16 protein-coding genes and 1 pseudogene are annotated in these 20,452 nt (G+C 59.0%); 8 read left to right on the forward strand and 9 right to left on the reverse strand.

Annotation, left to right across the window (positions count from 1 at the left end; genetic code table 11):
• Window positions 1-714: 714 nt before the first annotated feature.
• Window positions 715-2,055 (forward strand): OprD family porin, encoded by a 1,341-nt coding sequence (locus EJD88_RS09450; protein ID WP_099585508.1) that lies wholly within the window; start codon window positions 715-717, stop codon window positions 2,053-2,055.
• Between the two features lie 278 nt (window positions 2,056-2,333).
• On the opposite strand, the gene EJD88_RS09455 is transcribed toward EJD88_RS09450, so the two are convergent.
• Together EJD88_RS09455 and EJD88_RS09460 are read right to left on the reverse strand one after the other, a co-directional pair.
• Window positions 2,334-3,173, reverse strand: coding sequence for a mechanosensitive ion channel family protein (locus tag EJD88_RS09455; protein WP_099585509.1), 840 nt, complete (start codon window positions 3,171-3,173; stop codon window positions 2,334-2,336).
• A gap of 136 nt (window positions 3,174-3,309) precedes the next feature.
• On the reverse strand, window positions 3,310-3,795 hold the full coding sequence (locus EJD88_RS09460) for a YajQ family cyclic di-GMP-binding protein (RefSeq protein WP_003209785.1): 486 nt from the start codon (window positions 3,793-3,795) through the stop codon (window positions 3,310-3,312).
• A 123-nt stretch (window positions 3,796-3,918) separates the two neighbouring features.
• On the opposite strand from EJD88_RS09460, the gene EJD88_RS09465 reads away from it, so the two are divergent.
• From EJD88_RS09465 to EJD88_RS09475, 3 genes are read left to right on the forward strand one after another with little or no spacing between them, the layout of a single operon-like run.
• Window positions 3,919-4,836, forward strand: a complete 918-nt coding sequence (locus EJD88_RS09465) for a putative 2-dehydropantoate 2-reductase (protein ID WP_112196606.1) — start codon at window positions 3,919-3,921, stop codon at window positions 4,834-4,836.
• Between the two features lie 46 nt (window positions 4,837-4,882).
• Window positions 4,883-6,919 (forward strand): ATP-binding protein, encoded by a 2,037-nt coding sequence (locus tag EJD88_RS09470; protein WP_099585511.1) that lies wholly within the window; start codon window positions 4,883-4,885, stop codon window positions 6,917-6,919.
• A 2-nt stretch (window positions 6,920-6,921) separates the two neighbouring features.
• Complete coding sequence (locus tag EJD88_RS09475; RefSeq protein ID WP_099585512.1) at window positions 6,922-7,500, forward strand: cob(I)yrinic acid a,c-diamide adenosyltransferase; 579 nt, start codon at window positions 6,922-6,924, stop codon at window positions 7,498-7,500.
• A gap of 117 nt (window positions 7,501-7,617) precedes the next feature.
• On the opposite strand, the gene EJD88_RS09480 is transcribed toward EJD88_RS09475, so the two are convergent.
• The 3 genes from EJD88_RS09480 to secA all read right to left on the reverse strand — a co-directional run bounded on the left by EJD88_RS09480 (window position 7,618) and on the right by secA (window position 12,657).
• Window positions 7,618-8,562, reverse strand: a complete 945-nt coding sequence (locus EJD88_RS09480) for a Nudix family hydrolase (RefSeq protein ID WP_112196608.1) — start codon at window positions 8,560-8,562, stop codon at window positions 7,618-7,620.
• An 18-nt stretch (window positions 8,563-8,580) separates the two neighbouring features.
• The gene (argJ, locus tag EJD88_RS09485; protein WP_099585514.1) at window positions 8,581-9,798 is read right to left on the reverse strand and encodes a bifunctional glutamate N-acetyltransferase/amino-acid acetyltransferase ArgJ; all 1,218 of its coding nucleotides are present in this window, start codon (window positions 9,796-9,798) and stop codon (window positions 8,581-8,583) included.
• 123 nt (window positions 9,799-9,921) lie between these two features.
• Window positions 9,922-12,657, reverse strand: coding sequence for a preprotein translocase subunit SecA (gene secA, locus EJD88_RS09490; protein WP_099585515.1), 2,736 nt, complete (start codon window positions 12,655-12,657; stop codon window positions 9,922-9,924).
• A 294-nt stretch (window positions 12,658-12,951) separates the two neighbouring features.
• On the opposite strand from secA, the gene EJD88_RS09495 reads away from it, so the two are divergent.
• Window positions 12,952-13,407 (forward strand): DUF721 domain-containing protein, encoded by a 456-nt coding sequence (locus EJD88_RS09495; RefSeq protein ID WP_099585516.1) that lies wholly within the window; start codon window positions 12,952-12,954, stop codon window positions 13,405-13,407.
• Between the two features lie 4 nt (window positions 13,408-13,411).
• Here the strand turns inward: EJD88_RS09495 and EJD88_RS09500 are convergent, their stop codons facing one another.
• Window positions 13,412-14,890, reverse strand: a complete 1,479-nt coding sequence (locus EJD88_RS09500; protein ID WP_158877831.1) for a helicase HerA-like domain-containing protein — start codon at window positions 14,888-14,890, stop codon at window positions 13,412-13,414.
• Window positions 14,891-15,080: 190 nt separating this feature from the next.
• Here EJD88_RS09500 and EJD88_RS27525 point away from each other — a divergent pair.
• Together EJD88_RS27525 and EJD88_RS27530 are read left to right on the forward strand one after the other, a co-directional pair.
• Window positions 15,081-16,112, forward strand: a pseudogene (locus EJD88_RS27525) (cache domain-containing protein); the annotation flags it as partial.
• Between the two features lie 93 nt (window positions 16,113-16,205).
• A complete protein-coding gene (locus EJD88_RS27530; RefSeq protein WP_371926552.1) occupies window positions 16,206-16,970 on the forward strand; it encodes a methyl-accepting chemotaxis protein in 765 nt (254 codons plus the stop codon).
• 6 nt (window positions 16,971-16,976) lie between these two features.
• Here EJD88_RS27530 and EJD88_RS27005 read toward each other — a convergent pair whose 3' ends face one another.
• Window positions 16,977-17,147 carry a hypothetical protein gene (locus EJD88_RS27005; RefSeq protein ID WP_177411569.1) on the reverse strand — a complete coding sequence of 57 codons (171 nt, stop codon included), beginning with the start codon at window positions 17,145-17,147 and terminating at the stop codon, window positions 16,977-16,979.
• A gap of 86 nt (window positions 17,148-17,233) precedes the next feature.
• Window positions 17,234-18,082, reverse strand: a complete 849-nt coding sequence (gene purU, locus EJD88_RS09510) for a formyltetrahydrofolate deformylase (protein WP_015885632.1) — start codon at window positions 18,080-18,082, stop codon at window positions 17,234-17,236.
• Between the two features lie 347 nt (window positions 18,083-18,429).
• Between purU and mvaT the strand changes: the two genes are divergently transcribed.
• Complete coding sequence (mvaT, locus tag EJD88_RS09515) at window positions 18,430-18,804, forward strand: histone-like nucleoid-structuring protein MvaT (protein ID WP_003175830.1); 375 nt, start codon at window positions 18,430-18,432, stop codon at window positions 18,802-18,804.
• Window positions 18,805-18,893: 89 nt separating this feature from the next.
• Here mvaT and sbcB read toward each other — a convergent pair whose 3' ends face one another.
• Window positions 18,894-20,321, reverse strand: a complete 1,428-nt coding sequence (gene sbcB / locus EJD88_RS09520; RefSeq protein WP_158877833.1) for an exodeoxyribonuclease I — start codon at window positions 20,319-20,321, stop codon at window positions 18,894-18,896.
• Between the last annotated feature and the right edge of the window lie 131 nt (window positions 20,322-20,452).

Genomic DNA, 20,452 nt, shown 5'->3' on the forward strand with positions numbered 1-20,452 from the left:
CAGGGCACCAGCATACCGTTGAACGCACCCGGCTTCACGGCGAATGGCGGCAACGTAACGCAAACCGATAAAAACCTGCACCCTTTAGAGGCAGGCAACTATTTGAGCTACGCTAATCCGGGCCTCCCAAAGGCGCACCAAAATGACCCACTTGTGCATCAAAGGGATCCGCGGACTACCCACTTGTAGGGTGGACCGGTAACGTTTTTCCCTGGCACAGCTTTTCAGTACCACTGAGCGGACGTAACACATGCACGTCAAGGCCAAACAAAACGGCGTAAAAAGCCCGTACTTATGAGGTTTTTACGCGCCCGTCACGTTTTTCACGAAAAAATGACATTCGGTTACCGGTTTGGGCGCGCTTGTTGCATTCACACTCACATCGTCGGCAACGACACCCGTTTGGAAGCAGGTGTTTCGCGATAGAAGAACACCAGCGTTTCAATGCATCCCAAGGAAGATTCCAAACTTCGAAAGCGGTTTGGAAACAGCATTGAAGTTGTCAGTCCCGTTGCATTCAGGGCTGTGAATTTGCGACATGGAGCTAGCAATTTACGACAGCCTCGTAAAGAAGCTGAAAGGAAAGTTTGGTAAGTATCGTCAATAGAGTCTGCGTGATATAACTTTGCGCCGACACAAAAAAGAAAGAGCCGCCCAGATAAAAATACAGGTGGGACGGCAGTACTCTTCCGAAAACCAAAGGAGCAAATCACGATGCGCGTGATGAAGTGGAGCATGATCGCCCTGGCTGTTTCTGCAGGCACCTCGCAGTTCGCAATCGCGTCCTCCCAGGACGACGCAAAGGGTTTTATCGAAGATAGCACCCTGACCGCGAAAACCCGTGCAATGTACATGAACCGTGACTACAAGGACGGCGTGGGCAACGTACGTCGTGGTAACGGTACCTACACCACCGGTACCGACGACAAAGTCAGCGGCTACCGCCAGGACACCGGCATCAGCGAGCTGGTCACCTACCAATCCGGCTTCACCCAAGGCACCGTCGGCTTCGGCATCGATGCCATGGCAATGGGCAGCTTCAGACTCGACGGTACTTCGGACCGCGCCGGTAACGGCCTGTTCGCAACCAATGGCGCCGGCGAGCCAGAAACCACCCAGTCCAAAGTGGCTGGTGCGGCGAAACTGCGCATCTCCGACACCGTACTGAAATATGGCAACCAATTCGTTTCCAGCCCGGTTTTCACCACCGACGACGGCCGTCTGCTGCCTGAAGTCGCCACCGGCACCTTGATCACCAGCAACGAGATCAAAGGTCTGGAATTGACCGCCGGCCGCTTCAGCGCATTGAGCGCGCAAACCGGTATGGGCCGCGACACCATCAACGGTCGCAGCCGTGTTACCGGCAAGCAAAACCCAGGTCTGACCGCAGCAAACATCGCGGGCTTCACCTACTCGGGTCTTGAGAACTTCATTTTCGCGTTCCACGCGTCCGATGTTGAAGACTACTGGAAGAAGCAGTACGTCAACGTCTTCTACACCCTGCCGCTGAGCGACAAGCAATCGTTGAGTTTCGACTTCAACGGCTACCGCAGCAATGACGACGGCAAGAAACTGGCCGGCGAACTGGACAACCGCGTCTGGAGCCTGGCAGCTGCCTATAGCATCGACGCCCACAAGTTCACCCTGGCTTACCAGCAGTCCTCGGGTAAAACCGGTTACAACTACGGCGTCGACGGTGGCGGTACCGTTTACCTGGCCAACTCCGTGCAGATCTCCGACTTCGTTGGCGAAGACGAGAAGTCCTGGCAAGCTCGCTACGACCTGAACATGGCCTCCTTCGGCGTGCCAGGCCTGAGCTTCATGACCCGCTACACTCGCGGTAGCAACGTTACCGTTGCCGATTCCAGCGATGGCAAAGAGCACGAGTGGGACGTGGAAGCCAAGTACGTGCTGCAAGAAGGCCCGGCCAAAGGCCTGTCCTTCCGCGTACGTAACGCGATCTACAGCGGCACCAACAGCGACTACCGTGCGACCAACTACGACAACCTGATCGACACTCGTGTGATCGTGGAATACCCACTGAGCATTTTGTAATTTCAGTGGTCAGCTGATTGCGCTAACGCGTAACGCTAATAAAAAACCGGCGCCCTGATCAGGTCGCCGGTTTTTTTATGCCCAATAAAAAGTGTGTTGATGGGATCGAGTACTTAAATAGCAAGCTAACTAAGCAAGTCACTTTCGCTAATTATGCCACTCAACACAATTAGGACTTGATAGTTACCAAATAGAGACTGACAACAAACAAGGGGCCTGAAGCCCCTTGTTTTTAACCGCTATAATTGACCGAGTGGCCAAGTTAACAATGCGACTGATTACACAGCGGCTTCCTGAACCACGCGAATCACACGTTGCGGAAACGGAATATCAATCCCAGCGGCCTTCAAGCGATCACGTGCCAGTTCATTCAACATGAACACTACGTCCCAATAATCCGGCGTATTAGTCCAGCAGCGCAGGGAAACCGTGATCGAGCTATCGCCCAGGGTCGAAACCACCGCCACCGCAGCCGGATCGGTCAGCACGCGTGGATCTTTTGCCAGCTCCAGCAGCACTTCACGGGCTTTTTGCAAATCAGCGTCGTAATCCACACCCACGTCAAACACCACCTTGCGGGTCGGCTGACGGTTGGTGTTGGTGATGAGGCCGTTGGACAGGCTGCCGTTAGGAATAATCACCGTCTTGTTGTCACCGGTGCGCAGCACGGTGTGGAAAATCTGGATGCTGTCGACAGTGCCCGAGGTGCCCTGTGCTTCGATCCAGTCACCAATGCGGAACGGGCGGAACAACAGAATCAGCACGCCACCGGCGAAATTCGCCAGGCTGCCTTGCAGCGCTAGGCCGATAGCCAGGGTCGCGGCACCAATCGCGGCGACGAACGAGGTGGTTGCCACACCGATCATCGACGCCACGTTGACCACCAGCATGACTTTGAGCGCGATATTCGCAAGGCTGGTGATGAAGTGTTGCAACGCAAGATCGGCATTGCGCATGGCCAGCAGACGCCCCACGCGATTGGTCAATACGTTGATCAGCCACCAGCCAATGGCCAGCGTGAGCACCGCCAGCAATACCCGGCTGCCGTATTCCATGATCATCGGGATCCACGACTGTGAGGTCTTGATCAAGTGATCCATTTCAGCGTTCAAATCCATGTAGCTTCTCCTGTTTGGCGGATGTGCGGCTTTATTGACTGCCTAAAAACGCAAATGAGCCCCGTAGGGCTCAAGTGTAGGCACTGGTTATGGGGCGTGGGACGTCAAAATCGCCCACGGGTTCCCCAAGGTGCCATCAGTCGCGGAAGTTATTGAACTGCAGCGGCATGTCGAAGGTTTTGGCGCGCAGGGCCGCGATGGCCTCTTGCAGGTCGTCACGTTTCTTGCCGGTGATACGAACCTGCTCGCCCTGGATGGCGGCCTGGACTTTGAGCTTGGCGTCCTTGACATGAGCGACGATCTTCTTCGCCAGCTCCTTGTCGATGCCTTCCTTGAGCACGGCTTCCTGCTTCATCAGTTTGCCGGAGGCGTAGGCGTCCTTGATTTCAAGGCACTGCGCGTCGATCTTGCGCTTGACCAGCGACAGCTTGAGGATCTCGATCATCGCTTCCAGCTGGAAATCGGCTTCAGCGGTCAGGTTGACGGTCAGTTCCTTTTCCTTGAACTCGAAGCTGCCCTTGCCCTTCAGGTCATAGCGACGGTCCAGTTCCTTGACGGCGTTCTCGACGGCGTTGGTGACTTCGTGTTTGTCCAGTTCAGATACCACGTCGAACGAAGGCATGTGATTTCTCCAATATAAGGGGCGGGTTCAGTAGAGATGGAGCGCGCCCGAGCTAAAATGCCGGGGCATTATAGCGGTTCTTTCGCGCCGTTCACCGCTGGCGAGCTTATGGAGTACACACTGATGGCGACCCCCTGGCATATTCTTGGCGCCGGCAGCCTGGGCACCCTATGGGCCGCACGGCTGGCGCGCGCAGGCGTGCCCGTCAGGCTGATCCTGCGCAATGAGGCGCGCCTGACCGACTATCGAGCCGGCCAGGGCCTGACCCTAGTCGAGCAGGGTGTGGAACAGACTTACCCGGTAGTCGGCGAAACGCCTGACAGCCCAGAGCCGATTCATCGCTTGCTGGTGGCGTGCAAAGCCTACGACGCCCAAAGCGCCATTGCCCAGCTGCAACCTCGACTGGCGCCCGACGCCGAACTGATCCTGCTGCAAAACGGCCTCGGCAGCCAGGACGCAGTAGCTGCACAGGTACCGTCGGCCCGTTGCATCTATGCCTCAAGTACCGAAGGCGCGTTTCGCGAAGGCGACTGGCGGGTGGTATTTGCCGGCCATGGCTACACCTGGCTGGGGGATGCGAGCCACCCCACGCCACCGCTGTGGCTGGACGACCTGCAAGCGGCCGGCATTCCCCACGATTGGGCCAGCGATATCCTCACGCGCCTGTGGCGCAAGCTGGCGCTCAATTGCGCCATCAATCCCCTGACCGTGCTTTACCAGTGCCGCAACGGCGGCTTGCAAGCCCACGCGTGTGAAGTGGCGACCTTGTGCGCTGAACTGGCCGAGCTGCTCGAATGCTGCGGCCAGCCCGCCGCCGCACAGGACCTGCACAGCGAAGTGCTGCGGGTGATCCAGGCCACGGCGGCCAATTACTCGTCCATGCACCAGGACGTGGCCAACGCACGGCGTACCGAGATCAGCTACCTGCTGGGCTACGCCTGCCAGGCAGCGGCCCGCCATCAATTGGTGTTGCCGCACCTGCAACAGTTGCAAGCGCGCCTGGTCGAGCATTTGCGCGCACACGGATTGGCCAGCGACTGAGGCACGCGCTACCCTGCCTACCTGTCTATCACCTGGGAAAACCCTGATGCCACTGCGCCAGCGTCTTGAAAATCTACCGGTAGGGCAGAAACTGCTGGCGGCCCTGCTGGTGTTGTTGACCACCGTATTGCTGGTGGCCAACCTGACGTTTATCAGCGCCGCCTACTGGATCTCCCAGGAAAGCATGGCGCCCCAGGCCCTGCAGGCCATCGGTCGCCTGGTCTCCAACCCCGCCCTTGCCGCCGAAGCCCTCGAATCCCCCGCCAACGCCGACGCCTTGCTCAGTGAGCTGACCAGCTATTCGCCACTGCGCGCCGCCGCGCTGTATGACGGCGAAGGCAACCGCCTGGCGCAGATGCAACACGGTGACCGCCTGCACCTGCCAGACAACTATCGGCATATCGAGGCGTGGCGCGTGACGGAGTTTCGCAGCAACCAGATCATCACCCTGCCCCGCGCTGGCCAGCCTTCCGGGCACTTGCTGCTGGTGGCCAGCAGTGAGCTGCCGGTGGCCTTCTACACCGGTACGCTGACGGCGAGCCTGGGGATCCTGATTTTCAGTGTGTTGCTGTGGCTGATCATCGCCCGGCAGATCAAACGCCTGATCACCCGGCCGATCCACGAACTGGAAGAACTGTCCCGCCAGGTCACCCGCGAAGAGAACTACGCCCTGCGCGCCGGCCGTGGCAACCACGATGAAATCGGCAGCCTGGCCGAAGCCTTCAACACCATGCTGTCGCGCATCGAAGCCCGCGAACAACAACTCAAGCGCGCACGGGACGACTCTCAAGCGGCTTACGACCAAGCCCAAGGCCTGGCCGAAGAGACCCGCCACACCAACCGGAAACTGGAGCTGGAAGTCCAGGTTCGCAGCAAGATCGAGAAAAAACTCACCGGTTTTCAGAATTACCTGAACAGCATCATCGACTCGATGCCGTCGGCACTGATCGCCCTGGACGAGCAGCTCTATGTCACCCAGTGGAACCAGGAAGCCAGCGCGCTTTCCGGTACACGTCTGGACGAGGCCTTGAATCAGCCGATCTACCTCGCGTTCCAACCGCTCAAACCCTACCTGCCGCAGATCAAGGCCACGGTGGAGCAACACACGGTAGAGCGCATCGAGCGCGTCACCTGGATCAAGGACGACGAGCCCAAGCATTACGCCCTGACCTTCTACCCACTGATGGGCGGCGCCGGACGTGGCGTGGTAATCCGCATCGACGACATCACCCAGCGCCTGTCCCTGGAAGAAATGATGGTGCAGTCGGAAAAAATGCTCTCGGTCGGCGGGCTTGCCGCCGGCATGGCCCACGAGATCAACAACCCGCTGGGGGCGATCCTGCACAACGTGCAGAACATCCGACGCCGGTTGTCGTCCGACCTGCCCAAGAACCTGGAATACGCCGAGCAGGCAGGTATCGAGCTGGACATCGTCAACCGCTACCTTGAAGGCCGCGAGGTGCCGCAACTGCTCGACGGCATCCAGCAGGCTGGAGCGCGGGCGGCCAAGATCGTTACCCATATGCTCAGCTTCAGCCGCCGCAGCAACCGGCAGATGGCGCCTTGCGACCTGCCAGCGCTGATCGACCAGGCCGTGGAAATTGCCGGCAACGACTTCGACCTGGCCATCGGCTTCGACTTCAAGGGCCAGGCGATCACCCGCCAGTTCGACCCACAGTTGGGTCCGGTGCCGGGCACCGCCAACGAACTGGAACAAGTGCTGCTCAACCTGCTGAAAAACGCGGCCCAGGCCATTCACTTACGTGAAGACGATCGCGAACCGGGGCGCATCATCCTGCGCACACGTCTCAACCCGCCGTGGGCAGAGATCCAGGTGGAAGACAACGGCATTGGCATGAGTGAAAACGTGCGCAAACGCACCTTCGAACCGTTCTTCACCACCAAGGAAATCGGCCAGGGCACCGGGCTGGGGCTCTCAGTGTCGTACTTCATCATCACCAACAATCACAAAGGCCAGATGGAGGTGCACTCCACTCTCGGCCAGGGCACCTGCTTTACCCTGCGCTTACCCTTGGCCGGCAGCCAACTGCCGCCCTACGAACTGACCCAACTGGAGCACTGACCATGGGCTTTCGCCTGTCGAAGATTTACACCCGCACCGGAGACAAGGGCGAAACCGGCCTCGGCGACGGCCGCCGTGTGCCCAAGGACCACCCGCGCGTGGAGGCCATCGGCGAAGTCGATACGTTGAACAGCCAGCTGGGACTATTGCTGGCGGGGCTGGAAGAACAGAGCGGCAAGCATCCAGAACTGAAAGATGTGATCGAGGTGCTGGCACCCTGCCAACATCGACTGTTCGACCTCGGCGGTGAGCTGGCGATGCCGGTGTACAAGGCGTTGAACGCAGCGGAAGTGGATCGGCTGGAGGCCGCGATTGATCGCTGGAATGACGAGGTCGGGCCGCTGGAGAACTTCATCCTGCCCGGTGGCTCGGCGCTGATCGCCCAGGCCCATGTATGTCGCAGCCTGGCGCGCACTGCAGAACGACGTTGTCAGCACCTCAATGCAGTGGAGCCGTTGGAGGGCGTGGGGCTGGCGTATATCAATCGGCTGTCGGACTTGCTGTTTGTGGCGGCGCGAGTGATCGCCAGGCGCCAGGGTGTGGCTGAAGTGCTGTGGCAAGCTGCCGCCAAGCCACACTGATGTTTTTTGGGTGACCTTTAGGGCCCTATCGGGGGCAAGCCCCCTCCCACCCTTGATTTGTGAATGCATTCAAAGGTGGGAGGGGGCTTGCCCCCGATGAGGCCAGTCAGGACAACATCACCCCTCAGGCCAGAACGCCCGAATCCCAGCAACACCTTGAGCCCCGGCTTCCCAAGCCTGTTCCCGCTCAGCCGGTCCAACCCCGCCCAACAGAAACACCGGCTTGCTGAACCCACGAATCAACTCCGCCGCCTGCTCCCAACCCAAAGGCTGGGCATCTGGATGGCTCTGGGTCGGCTGCACCGGCGACAGCGTGACAAAATCCACGTCCATCATTTCTGCCAGCGCCAGTTCCTCTGCGTTGTGGCAGGACGCCGCCAACCAACGGTCTTTCGGCAACGGCCGGCCCTTGCTCGCGTATTTGCGTAGTTGGGCCGAGGTCATGTGCCAACCGGCCGCAGGGAAATCCCCCAACCATTCAAACGGTCCCTTGAGCATCAACTGTGCCTTGCCCGCACACAGCCCCACCGCATCCACCGCCAAGTCGCGATATTTAGGGTCGTAACCGTTGGGCGCACGCAGTTGGACCAGCTTGATGCCACCAGCGATAGCCTTCTGAATCCCGCGCAACAGGGTCGGGGTTTCCAGCTCGCCGGGGGTAATCAGGTAATCGGCGGGCAAGCGCGCGGCGGCAACGATTGGAGCGTTAGCGGCCGGGAACTCGTAATTGATCAGATCCCGAGGTGCCACCCACTCCAGGGGTTGCCCTTCGGCACCGTGGGGCTCGCCGGTAAAGGCCGAGACTTCCCAGACATCCAGCAACACCTGCTTGTCCGGGTAGTCATGCTGCACCTTGATCAACGGCCGCGCCGTGGTCACCTGGATGCCCAGTTCTTCCTGCAATTCGCGGGACAAGGCCGTAGCGACGGACTCGCCCGCCTCGACCTTGCCGCCGGGAAACTCCCAGAGACCGCCCTGATGCTGAGTATCGGCGCGGCGCGCCAGCAGGATCCTGCCATCGACACCGCGGATCACCGCTGCTGCTACATGCACTCGTTTCACCGCGCTTATCCTCCAGGCTCAGGTACGGTATTCCGCGTTGATCTTCACGTATTCGTGGGACAGGTCGGTGGTCCAGATGGTTTCGCTGCAGTCGCCGCGACCCAACTCAATGCGGATGGTGATTTCTTCCTGCTGCATCACCGCCGAACCCTGGGCTTCGGTGTAGCTCTCGGCGCGGGCGCCACGGCTGGCAATGCACACGTCACCGAGGAAAACGTCGATCTTGCTCACGTCCAGGTCCGGCACACCGGCACGGCCGACGGCGGCGAGGATGCGACCCCAGTTCGGATCGGAGGCGAACAGTGCAGTCTTGATCAGCGGCGAGTGGGCCACGGTGTAGCCGACATCCAGGCATTCCTGGTGATTGCCGCCGCCGTTGACTTCAACCGTCACGAACTTGGTGGCGCCTTCGCCGTCACGCACGATGGCCTGGGCCACGTCCATGCAGACTTCAAACACCGCCTGCTTCAATGCTGCGAACAACGGGCCGCTGGCCTCGGTGATTTGCGGCAGGTTGGCCTGGCCGGTGGCGATCAGCATGCAGCAGTCGTTGGTCGAGGTATCGCCATCGATGGTGATGCGGTTGAACGATTTGTTGGCGCCATCCAGGATCAGGCTGTGCAGTACGTCGCGGGAGACTTTGGCGTCGGTGGCGATGTAGCCGAGCATGGTGGCCATGTTCGGGCGAATCATGCCCGCGCCCTTGCTGATACCCGTGACGGTAACAGTCACACCGTCGTGCACGAACTGACGGCTCGCGCCTTTGGGCAGGGTATCGGTGGTCATGATGCCAGTGGCGGCAGCCGCCCAGTTATCCACAGACAGGTCGTCCAACGCGGCTTGCAAGGCGCCTTCGATTTTCTCCACCGGCAGCGGCTCGCCGATGACACCGGTGGAGTACGGCAGCACTTGGCTGGCATCCACGCCGGTCAACTCGGCCAGCTTGGCGCAGGTACGCGCTGCTGCAACCAAACCCGGCTCACCGGTGCCAGCGTTGGCATTGCCGGTGTTGGTCAGCAGGTAACGGATGGTGCCGGCAACGCGCTGCTTGGCCAGGATCACCGGAGCGGCGCAGAAGGCGTTGAGGGTGAACACACCGGCGACGGTCGAACCTTCGGCACAGCGCATCACCACCACATCCTTGCGCCCCGGGCGTTTGATGCCGGCCGACGCGATACCGAGCTCAAAACCGGCAACCGGGTGCAATGTGGGCAAAGGACCAAGACCAACAGCCATGAACGCGCTCCTTATAAATAGATGATGTCTGTGCCGTCGTAATCGACGGTGAAATTAATGGCAAAACGCCGCGACGGCAGAGGCCGGTCGCGGCGCGGGGTATTGCAGCGTCAGGCGAAAATCTTATTCGATCTGGCCATGGCAGTGTTTGAATTTCTTGCCCGAACCGCAGTAGCACAGTTCGTTGCGGCCCAGCTTCTGATCATTGCGAACCGGAGCCTGAGCCAAGGCCACATCGACCTCCTCACCCAACACTTCAGGTGCCTCCAGACCCGGCGCTTCGTCATGCTGGAACTGCATGCGCGCCGCCAGTGCTTCGGCTTCCTGACGCAGGCGGGCTTCTTCCTCGATCGGGTCTTCGCGACGCACCTGAACGTGGGACAGCACACGAATCGAATCGCGCTTGATCGAATCCAGCAACTCGGAGAACAGCGTGAACGACTCGCGCTTGTACTCCTGCTTCGGGTTCTTCTGGGCGTAGCCACGCAGGTGGATGCCGTGACGCAGGTGGTCCATGGTCGACAAGTGGTCTTTCCACAGGTCGTCCAGCACGCGCAGCACGATTTGTTTCTCGAAGGTGCGCAGTGCTTCGGCACTCGCTTGCTCTTCTTTCTCGTTGTACGCGGCCAGCAGCTCGGTCATCAGCTTCTCGCGCAGCGTCTCTTCGTACAGGTGATCGTCTTCGTCGAGCCATTGCTGGACCGGCAGGTCGACACCGAAGTCGCTCTTCAACGCGGCTTCCAGACCGGCAACATCCCACTGTTCTGGCAGGGATTGTGGCGGGATATGTGCGCTGACGGTGGCGTTGAGCACGTCCTGGCGGAAATCGGCGATGGTCTCGCCAATGTTGTCGGCGGCCAGCAACGTGTTACGCATGTGATAGATCACTTTACGCTGTTCGTTGTTGACGTCATCGAACTCAAGCAGTTGCTTGCGAATGTCGAAGTTACGGCCTTCAACCTTGCGCTGCGCCTTCTCGATGGCGTTGGTCACCATGCGGTGCTCGATCGCTTCACCGGACTGCATGCCCAGGGCTTTCATGAAGTTCTTCACCCGATCCGAGGCGAAGATGCGCATCAGGCTGTCTTCCAGGGACAGGTAGAAGCGGCTGGAACCGGCGTCACCCTGACGGCCGGCACGACCACGCAGCTGGTTGTCGATACGGCGCGATTCGTGACGCTCGGACGCAATCACCTGCAGGCCACCGGACTCCAGCACGGCCTGGTGGCGCTTCTGCCAGTCAGCCTTGATCTGGGCGATCTGCTCAGGAGTCGGGTTGTCCAGGGACGCCACTTCCACTTCCCAGTTACCGCCCAACAGGATGTCGGTACCACGACCGGCCATGTTGGTGGCGATGGTCAGCGCGCCTGGGCGACCGGCCTGGGCAATGATCTCTGCTTCTTTTTCGTGGAACTTGGCGTTGAGGACCTTGTGCTCGATGCCTTCCTTGTTGAGCAGGTTGGACACGTGCTCGGAAGTCTCGATGGTTGCGGTACCCACCAGGATCGGGCGGCCCTGGGCCAGGCCGTCCTTGATGTCGTTGATGATCGCCGCGTACTTCTCTTCGGCGGTCAGGAACACCAGGTCGTTGAAGTCTTTACGTGCCAGCGGCTTGTTCGGTGGAATCACCATCACGGCCAGGCTGTAGATCTGGTGGAATTCGAACGCTTCGGTGTCCGCTGTACCGGTCATGCCGGACAGTTTGTTGTACAGACGGAAGTAGTTCTGGAAGGTGGTAGAGGCCAACGTCTGGCTTTCGGCCTGGATGTTGAGCACTTCCTTGGCTTCGATAGCCTGGTGCAGGCCTTCGGACAGACGACGACCCGGCATCGTACGACCGGTGTGTTCGTCGACCAGTACCACCTGGCCATCCTGCACGATGTATTCAACGTTGCGATGGAACAGCTTGTGGGCGCGCAGGCCGGCGTACACGTGGGTCAGCAGGCCCAGGTTATGCGCCGAGTACAGGCTTTCGCCTTCAGCCAGCAGGCCGATCTGGGTCAGCATGTCTTCGACGAACTGGTGACCCGCCTCGTTGAGTTCGACCTGACGGGTCTTCTCGTCGATGGAGAAGTGACCTTCTTTGGTCACCACGCCTTCCACTTCCTCGATGTGCTGCTCCAGACGCGGGATCAACTTGTTGATCTCGGTGTAGAGGCGCGAGCTGTCTTCGGCCTGGCCGGAGATGATCAGTGGGGTACGAGCTTCGTCGATGAGGATGGAGTCGACTTCGTCGATCACGGCAAAGTTGAGTTCGCGCTGGAATTTTTCATCCATGCTGAACGCCATGTTGTCGCGCAGGTAGTCGAAACCGAATTCGTTGTTGGTGCCGTAGGTAATGTCGCACGCGTAGGCAGCGCGCTTCTCTTCCGGCGGCTGGAACGGTGTGACCACACCAACGGTCAGGCCGAGGTATTCATACAGCGGGCGCATCCAGTTGGCGTCCCGGCGAGCCAGGTAGTCGTTCACCGTCACAACGTGCACGCCCTTGCCGGACAGTGCGTTGAGGTAAACACCCAGGGTCGCTACCAGGGTCTTGCCTTCACCGGTACGCATTTCGGCAATCATGCCTTCATGCAAGGTCATGCCGCCGATCAACTGGACGTCGAAGTGGCGCATGCCCATGACACGCTTACCGGCTTCACGGGCGACCGCAAAGGCTTCGGGAAGCAGCTTGTCGAGGGTTTCACCTTTAGCTATGCGGGCCTTGAACTCTTGGGTCTTGGCGCGCAATTGCTCGTCCGACAGGGCAACCATCTGCTCTTCGAAGGCATTGACCAGCTGCACCGTCTTGAGCATGCGTTTGACTTCGCGCTCATTCTTGCTTCCAAAAAGTTTCTTTAACAAAGGCGCAAACATATCGGCAGGTTCTTCCACACATAGGGATGGAGGGCGCACCGTGAGTGGCCCGAGCAGCCCTCACGGCCGCATGCGAACGCGCATTCTACCCGGAATCGTGGGTGAGGAAAGTGGCGTTGTTCCCCGACGCTGGCATGGTGCTGTGAGAGGGCTTGTTTAAAATAAGGGCTTTTGCGCGAACTTCAACCCATGGAGCCGATTGATTTCATGGGAAACCCCCCGGCAATGCATTGTCCGGGGCCGCGCAGACGCATTCTGCTAAGATGGCCGCTCTGTTACTTAAGGTGTCCAATCATGGCATTTCGCCCTCTTACAGCCCGCGCACCCAGCGTGTTGCTTCGCGAAGCCAAGCCGTTGAAAGCCATCTTTGGCCATGCGCAACGCTTGGGCCACCTGCAACGCCTGCTCGAAAGCCAACTGCAACCCGCCGCCCGCGAGCACTGCCATGTAGCGTCGTGGCGTGAGGGTAATTTGCTGTTAATTGTCACCGACGGTCATTGGGCCACCCGGTTGCGCTATCAGCAAAAACGTCTGCAGCGTCAATTGATGGCATTCGATGAGTTCGCCAGCCTGACCCGCATCCAGTTCAAGGTGCAACCACCGACCGTGCAGCAAGGGGCAGCCGGCCATACTATGGACCTGTCGGAAAATGCGGCCGAGACTATTCAGGCCACGGCCGACGGCATCAGCGATCCAGGCTTGCGCGCCGCGCTTGAGCGCCTGGCCGCCCATGGCAAGCCCAAGGCCTGAAGCGCTATTTGCGCTTGCTGCCGCCCAGCAAAGATCCCAACAAACCCCGTACCAATTGGCGCCCCATCTGATTGGCTGCCTGCTGCATGGCTGATTTCAGCGCCTTGCCTGCGGCGGTTCCGAGGAACGCACCCGCCTTGTCCGTGAAGCTGGGCTCCTCGGCAGGCTGACTGGCCTCTTCCGTGGGACCCAGTTCCTTACGCGCCATCAGCACTTCATAGGCAGACTCCCGATCAATCGGCTTGTCATAGCGGCCCTGCAACGGCGAACTCGCCACCAGTGCGGCGCGCTCCGCCGTGCTGAGCGGCCCGATCCGCGATTGCGGTGGCGCGACCAGTACGCGCTGGACGACTTCCGGCGTGCCTTTTTCCTGCAACGTACCCACCAACGCCTCACCCGTGCCCAGCTCGGTCAACACTGACAAGGCATCGAATGTCGGGTTGGGCCGGAAACCGTCCGCTACCGCCCTGAGGGATTTCTGCTCTTTCGTGGTGAACGCCCGCAGGCCGTGCTGCACCCGTAAACCAAGTTGCGCCAGCACAGTGTCCGGCAGGTCGCCCGGCGATTGAGTGACGAAATACACACCCACGCCTTTGGAACGAATCAGCCGCACCACTTGCTCCAGGCGCTCTTGCAATGCCTTGGGCGTGTCGGCAAACAATAAATGTGCCTCGTCGAAGAACAGCGCCAGCAGTGGTTTATCCGCGTCGCCGCGCTCCGGCAACTGCTCGAACAACTCCGCCAACAGCCACAGCAGGAAGGTCGCATACACCTTCGGCGCCTCATGCACCAGGCGGCTGGCGTCCAGCAAGTGGATGCGCCCACGCCCGTCAGCCGTGGGCTGCAAGATGTCTTCAAGCTGCAGGGCCGGCTCGCCAAACAGCGCCTCCGCCCCCTGCTGTTCCAAGACAGCCAGGCGCCGCAACAGCGCCTGGCTGGAACCGGTGGTCATCAGCGCCGCGTCTTCACCGAGCAGTTCCGGGTGATAGCGTAGATGGTTGAGCAGTGCCTTGAGGTCCTTGAGGTCCAGCAGCAACAGGCCTTCGCGATCCGCCACCTTGAACGCTGCGTACAAGGCCGACTGCTGGCTGTCAGTCAGTTCCAGCAGACTGCCCAGCAACAACGGCCCCATTTCACTGATGGTAGTGCGCAACGGATGACCGGACTGCCCGTGGATATCCCACAACGTAACGGGATACGCCTTGGCCGTGTAATTAAGGAAAGGCATTCCGGCAATACGCTCGGCCACCTTGCCCTGTGGATTGGCAGCGGCACCCAGGCCACAGAGGTCACCTTTGATGTCCGCCGCAAATACCGCCACGCCCGCATCACTGAAGGCTTCAGCCAGGCGTTGCAACGTGACGGTCTTGCCGGTGCCCGTGGCGCCGGCGATCAGCCCGTGGCGGTTGGCCAGGCGCATGGCCTGGGCAATGGGCTGGCCATCAAGACCGGCACCGATTAGGAGTTGCGTGGAATCAGGCATTTCGTCACCCATGGTTAAGCTTTAGTGTCGCCAGGTCGATAAGAAAGATGTGAGACCCATAAAGTCTAAAAATCGCTCAGATAGTTCCTACAGGGACCAACGGAAATATCAAACTTTTTTTACGCCACCCTTTCGCGTGTTCCACAAGGACGCGCTTCGGATATTAAGACCTTAGCGGACCCTTCAAGCTATGAATAAAAATCTGCGCTTCAGCCACAAGATCCTGCTTGCAGCCTCCCTTATCGTCATCGCGGCCTTTGCCCTGTTCACCCTCTACAACGACTACCTGCAACGTAACGCTATCCGTGACGACCTCAACAATTACCTTCACGAAATGGGCGATGTCACCGCCAGCAACATTCAGACCTGGCTGACCGGGCGCATTGCGCTGGTGGAAAACGCCGCACAAAACATCGCCATCAACCCTGAGCCTTCGACCGTTGCCAGCCTGCTGGAACAGAAAAGCCTGACATCCTCCTTCATGGCGACCTACGTGGGTGACAGCAAAGGGGCTTTCACCATTCGCCCCGACACCAAGATGCCGGACGGCTTCGACCCACGGGTTCGCCCCTGGTACAAGGGCGCCCAGAACAGCAACGGCTCGACCCTGACCGAGCCGTACATTGATGCCGCTACCGGGCAATTGATCATTTCCATCGCCACCCCCAGCGCCAAAGGCGGCCAGAGCATTGGCGTGGTGGGCGGTGACCTGAGCCTGCAAACCTTGGTGGATAACATTGGCGCGCTGAACTTCGGCGGCATGGGCTATGCGTTCCTGGTCAGCGCCGACGGCAAAGTGCTGGTACACCCGGACAAAAACCTGGTGATGAAAACCCTGGCCGATGTGTATCCAAAACATACGCCGAAGATCAGTGGCGACTTCAGTGAAGTCGAAGCCAACGGCAAGGACAACATCGTGACCTTCACACCGATCAAAGGCCTGCCGTCGGTGAACTGGTACTTGGGTATTTCGGTGGATAAAGATAAATCCTACGCCATGCTCAGCGAATTCCGCACCTCGGCGGTGATCGCCACGATCATTGCCGTGGTGATCATCATTGCCTTGCTGGGCATGCTGATTCGTGTCTTGTTGCAACCACTGCATGTGATGACCCGTGCCATGCAGGACATCGCCGACGGCGAAGGTGACCTGACGCGCCGCCTGACCATCCAGAACCACGATGAATTCGGCATCCTGGGTAATGCCTTCAACCGCTTCGTAGAGCGGATTCACACATCTATTCGCGAAGTTTCCTCGGCCACCGAGCACGTGAATGAAGTGGCACTGCGGGTGGTCAGCGCGTCCAACTCGTCGATGGTCAACTCTGACGAACAGGCCAACCGCACCAACAGTGTGGCTGCCGCCATCAACGAGCTGGGCGCCGCCGCCCAGGAAATCGCACGCAACGCCGCGCAGGCCTCCAACCAGGCCAGCGATGCACGGCACTTGGCCGAAGACGGTCAACAGGTGGTTGAGCGCAATATCAAGGCGATGACTCAGTTGTCTGCAATGATCAGCGCCTCCAGCAGCAATATCGAAGCGCTTAACAGCAAGACCGTGAACATCGGCCAGATTCTCGAAGTGATCACCAGCATTTCCCAGCAAACCAACCTGCTGGCGTTGAACGCTGCCATCGAAGCGGCCCGTGCCGGTGAAGCCGGACGCGGGTTTGCGGTCGTCGCCGACGAAGTGCGCAACCTGGCGCACCGAACCCAGGAATCGGCGCAACAAGTACAAAAGATGATCGAGGAACTGCAAGTCGGCGCGCGGGAGTCGGTCAGCACCATGAGCGACAGCCAGCGCCACAGCCATGACAGCGTAGAGATTGCCAACCTGGCGGGTGAGCGCCTCAACAGCGTGACTCAACGCATTGGCGAGATCGACGGCATGAACCAGTCGGTGGCGACTGCCACGGAGGAACAGACCTCGGTGGTGGAGTCAATCAACATGGACATCACCGAGATCAACACCCTCAATCAGGAAGGCGTGGAAAACCTGCACTCCACCCTGCGCGCGTGCACCGACCTGGAACAGCAGGCGGCACGGTTGAAACAATTGGTGGGCAGCTTCCGGATCTGATCTGCTTTATTCAGCAGCGGGATCCGGTTTGGCCTGCTCACGCTCCCACAGCTCGGCGGCACCCGGAAATTCGGTGCCGTCTTCACTGTCCAGGTCATCCGGATCGTACCGGCTCAAGCACCCTTCACCCAATGTCGCAGGTGCTTTGGAGGTGGCTTTGTCCAGTGGGTCACTCATCGGTCAATCCTCAATGGCACACAAAGAAAAAGGGCCTGCAGCGATTTAACGCCCAGGCCCTTCATTCTTCAATCAGAACGCCTTGATCAGAACACGACAGTCTTGTTGCCGTGTACCAGCACGCGGTCTTCCAGGTGGTAACGCAGGCCACGGGCCAGCACCATTTTCTCGACATCGCGGCCGAAGCGCACCATGTCCTCAATGCTGTCGCTATGGCTGACGCGCACTACGTCCTGCTCGATGATCGGACCGGCGTCCAGCTCTTCGGTGACGTAATGGCAGGTTGCGCCAATCAACTTCACGCCACGCAGGGACGCCTGGTGGTATGGCTTGGCCCCCACAAATGACGGCAGGAAGCTGTGGTGAATGTTGATCACCTTGCCGGCGTATTCGCGGCACAGTTCCGGCGGCAGGATCTGCATGTAGCGCGCCAGCACCACAACATCAGCCTCATGCTGCTTGACCAGGCGAGAAACCTCGGCGAACGCCGGCTCCTTGTCCTGTGGGTTGACCGGCACGTGGTAGTACGGGATCCCGTGCCACTCGACCATGCTGCGCAGGTCGTCATGGTTGGAGATTACACACGCGATCTCGCAGTCCAGCTCATCACTGTGCCAGCGGTGCAGCAAGTCGGCCAGGCAGTGAGATTCGCGACTGGCCATCAACACCACGCGCTTCTTCTGCTCGGTGTCGGTGATATGCCAGGTCATCGAAAACTCTTCGGCGATTGGCGCAAAGGCCTCGCGAAAAGCTTCAAGGCCAAAGGGCAGCGTGTCGGCACGGATTTCATGACGCATGAAGAACCAACCGCTGAGATTGTCCGAGTGATGGCTCGCCTCGGTGATCCAACCGTTGTGGGAGGCCAGAAAATTACTGACTTTGGCAACGATGCCGACCCGGTCCGGGCAAGCAATCACCAGCCGAAAAGTGCGCATTAGGGGGAAACTCCAGAACTTCGCAAAGGCCGCCATTCTAGCGATTACGCAGGAAAACTGCAGTATTCGTTAGCGCTTATTCTGTTCACCTGCCCGTGACCTCCCCCTCGCCAACCCAAGGATTACCACCGCTACTATGAATTTACTGTGCCCCCAAGGCTGTTCCCTGATGTCAGCAATATTATCTTTAGGTTTACACCGTGATAATTAACTCGATTGCATTAGGTGTGCTAAAAACATTCAAAGTAATTCACATAAATGCGACCTAAATGTTTACTTGGGGAAACTGCCTGACTATTATTGGGCCACTGTCCCTGTCAATCAGCGTTCTACATAAGGTAGTCCACATGTCTCTGATCAACGAATACCGTGCCACCGAAGAAGCTATCAAAGAGCTGCAAGCCCGTTTGAAGAACCTGTCCCAAGACGACAAGCTGAAAACCGAGCTGGAATTCGAAGGCAAACTGCGCACCCTCATGGGTGAATACTCCAAATCCCTGCGTGACATCATCGCGCTGCTGGATCCAGAGTCGAAAGTTAAAGCACCTCGTGGCGCCGTGAAAACTACCGGTACCAAGCGTGCTCGCAAGGTCAAACAATACAAAAACCCGCACAACGGCGAAGTGATTGAAACCAAAGGTGGCAACCACAAAACGCTGAAAGAGTGGAAAGCCAAGTGGGGCGGTGACGTGGTTGAAGGCTGGGCTACCCTGCTGGGCTAAGCTTTGCCAGGCCTGCGCCTGATACGCAACACATTAAAAACGCCAGCTTGCTGGCGTTTTTTATTGGCCGTCAATTCTGCACAACCTAATTACAGATTCACACGGGCCGCTAAAGCATCGGCATATTCCTGCCACTGCACCAGCACCTGCTGCTGCAACGGCGTCGCACTAACAGCCAACTCCTGCCGCGCCTGATTAAATGCCTCAAGGGTATTGGGTGCGCCAAATTCAGGGCTGGACAAACGTTGCTGACAGAAAAGTTTCCAGCGTTGTAGCTCCTCGCTGTTCAGCGTATCGGGGAAGTTACGCGCTCGGTAGCGAAATAATAATTCCGGCAATCGATGATCATCAAAAGGCCACTGCTGTCTTGCTAATTGCTCGGGCTCTGCCATCCGGACTTGTTCACATAAGCGTCGATCACGATCGCCAATAAAGCCGTCGTAAAGCTGCTGTTCCGGGTCGGTATTCCCTGAAAAATCTTCGTCGGCATAAATGACCGCCAACTTATCGCGCCACAGTTCCTGTGCGTCAGTTAGCCGCAGCGCCCGCGCCTGATAAATGTCCATATCCAATTGCAGGCGTTCACGATCTTCGACCCGCAATACGTTCAAGGGCGCGACAACTGGGCAGCGATTGATATGCACCAGCTTCAGCGGCACCGGCAACTCACCTTCGGCAAGGTCATCACGACGGGTGTAAAGGCGTTGGCGCAAGGTGGCGGCGTCAGCGTCAAGCAGCCCCTGAGGGTCCAGGCCAAGGTCGCAGACAATCAACGCGTTGCGGTTGCGCGGATGCCAAGCCAAGGGCAGGACAACGCCAAGGTAATGACGCTCGGCGGAAAACCGCCCTGATATGTGCACCATTGGTTGCAACAGGCGCACCTGGTCCATCACTCGCTGTTTACTGCGTAATTGAAACAGCCAGTCGTACAGTTTTGGCTGCTTCTCGCGCACCAATCTAGCCAGGGCGATCGTGGCGCGCACGTCGGATAACGCATCGTGGGCCTGCCCATGATCGATGCCGTTGGCAGCCGTCAAACGTTCAAGCTTGAGGGTCACACGCCCGTCCTGCTGCGGCCAGTCGATGCCTTCCGGACGCAGGGCGTAGGCGGTGCGAACCACATCGATCAAGTCCCAACGACTGTTACCGCCCTGCCATTCGCGCGCGTAAGGGTCGAAGAAGTTGCGATACAGGCTGTAGCGCGTCATTTCATCGTCAAACCGCAATGTGTTATAGCCGGCACCACATGTTCCCGGAGTTGCCAGTTCGGCATGTACGCGGGTCATGAAATCAGCCTCGGCCAGGCCCTTTTCGGCCAGTATGGCGGGGGTGATCCCTGTAATCGCGCACGCGGCGGGATGGGGCAGGATATCGTCGCCGGGCTGACAGTAGATGTTGACCGGCGGGCCGACCTCGTTGAGTTCGAGATCCGTACGAATCCCCGCTACCTGGAGCGGTCGATCACTGCGCGGGTTGATGCCGGTGGTTTCATAGTCGTACCAGAAAATGGTGGTCACGGGCTATTCCTGTGCTGAAGATCGATAAAGTCTAGGCGCTGGGCCTGGTTCGGGGCCAGCACCAAATCAACTGTACAAACATCCAGCAAAACCTTGAGTGGTTGCTTCCATCGCCGACGCTGTTAGCATCC

The organism is Pseudomonas sp. PB105 (assembly GCF_009764655.1).
GTDB lineage: Bacteria > Pseudomonadota > Gammaproteobacteria > Pseudomonadales > Pseudomonadaceae > Aquipseudomonas > Aquipseudomonas cyclaminis.

Excerpts from the sequence above, each read along its gene's own strand:
- EJD88_RS09500 (WP_158877831.1), bottom strand. The coding sequence starts at position 14,890 with ATGCCTGATTCCACGCAACTCCTAATCGGTGCCGGTCTTGATGGCCAG.
- EJD88_RS09465 (WP_112196606.1), top strand. The coding sequence starts at position 3,919 with ATGGCGACCCCCTGGCATATTCTTGGCGCCGGCAGCCTGGGCACCCTA.
- EJD88_RS27530 (WP_371926552.1), top strand. The coding sequence starts at position 16,206 with ATGGTCAACTCTGACGAACAGGCCAACCGCACCAACAGTGTGGCTGCC.
- mvaT (WP_003175830.1), top strand. The coding sequence starts at position 18,430 with ATGTCTCTGATCAACGAATACCGTGCCACCGAAGAAGCTATCAAAGAG.
- EJD88_RS27005 (WP_177411569.1), bottom strand. The coding sequence starts at position 17,147 with ATGAGTGACCCACTGGACAAAGCCACCTCCAAAGCACCTGCGACATTG.
- EJD88_RS09475 (WP_099585512.1), top strand. The coding sequence starts at position 6,922 with ATGGGCTTTCGCCTGTCGAAGATTTACACCCGCACCGGAGACAAGGGC.
- EJD88_RS09495 (WP_099585516.1), top strand. The coding sequence starts at position 12,952 with ATGGCATTTCGCCCTCTTACAGCCCGCGCACCCAGCGTGTTGCTTCGC.
- purU (WP_015885632.1), bottom strand. The coding sequence starts at position 18,082 with ATGCGCACTTTTCGGCTGGTGATTGCTTGCCCGGACCGGGTCGGCATC.
- EJD88_RS09450 (WP_099585508.1), top strand. The coding sequence starts at position 715 with ATGCGCGTGATGAAGTGGAGCATGATCGCCCTGGCTGTTTCTGCAGGC.
- EJD88_RS09470 (WP_099585511.1), top strand. The coding sequence starts at position 4,883 with ATGCCACTGCGCCAGCGTCTTGAAAATCTACCGGTAGGGCAGAAACTG.
- EJD88_RS09455 (WP_099585509.1), bottom strand. The coding sequence starts at position 3,173 with ATGGATTTGAACGCTGAAATGGATCACTTGATCAAGACCTCACAGTCG.
- EJD88_RS09460 (WP_003209785.1), bottom strand. The coding sequence starts at position 3,795 with ATGCCTTCGTTCGACGTGGTATCTGAACTGGACAAACACGAAGTCACC.
- argJ (WP_099585514.1), bottom strand. The coding sequence starts at position 9,798 with ATGGCTGTTGGTCTTGGTCCTTTGCCCACATTGCACCCGGTTGCCGGT.
- secA (WP_099585515.1), bottom strand. The coding sequence starts at position 12,657 with ATGTTTGCGCCTTTGTTAAAGAAACTTTTTGGAAGCAAGAATGAGCGC.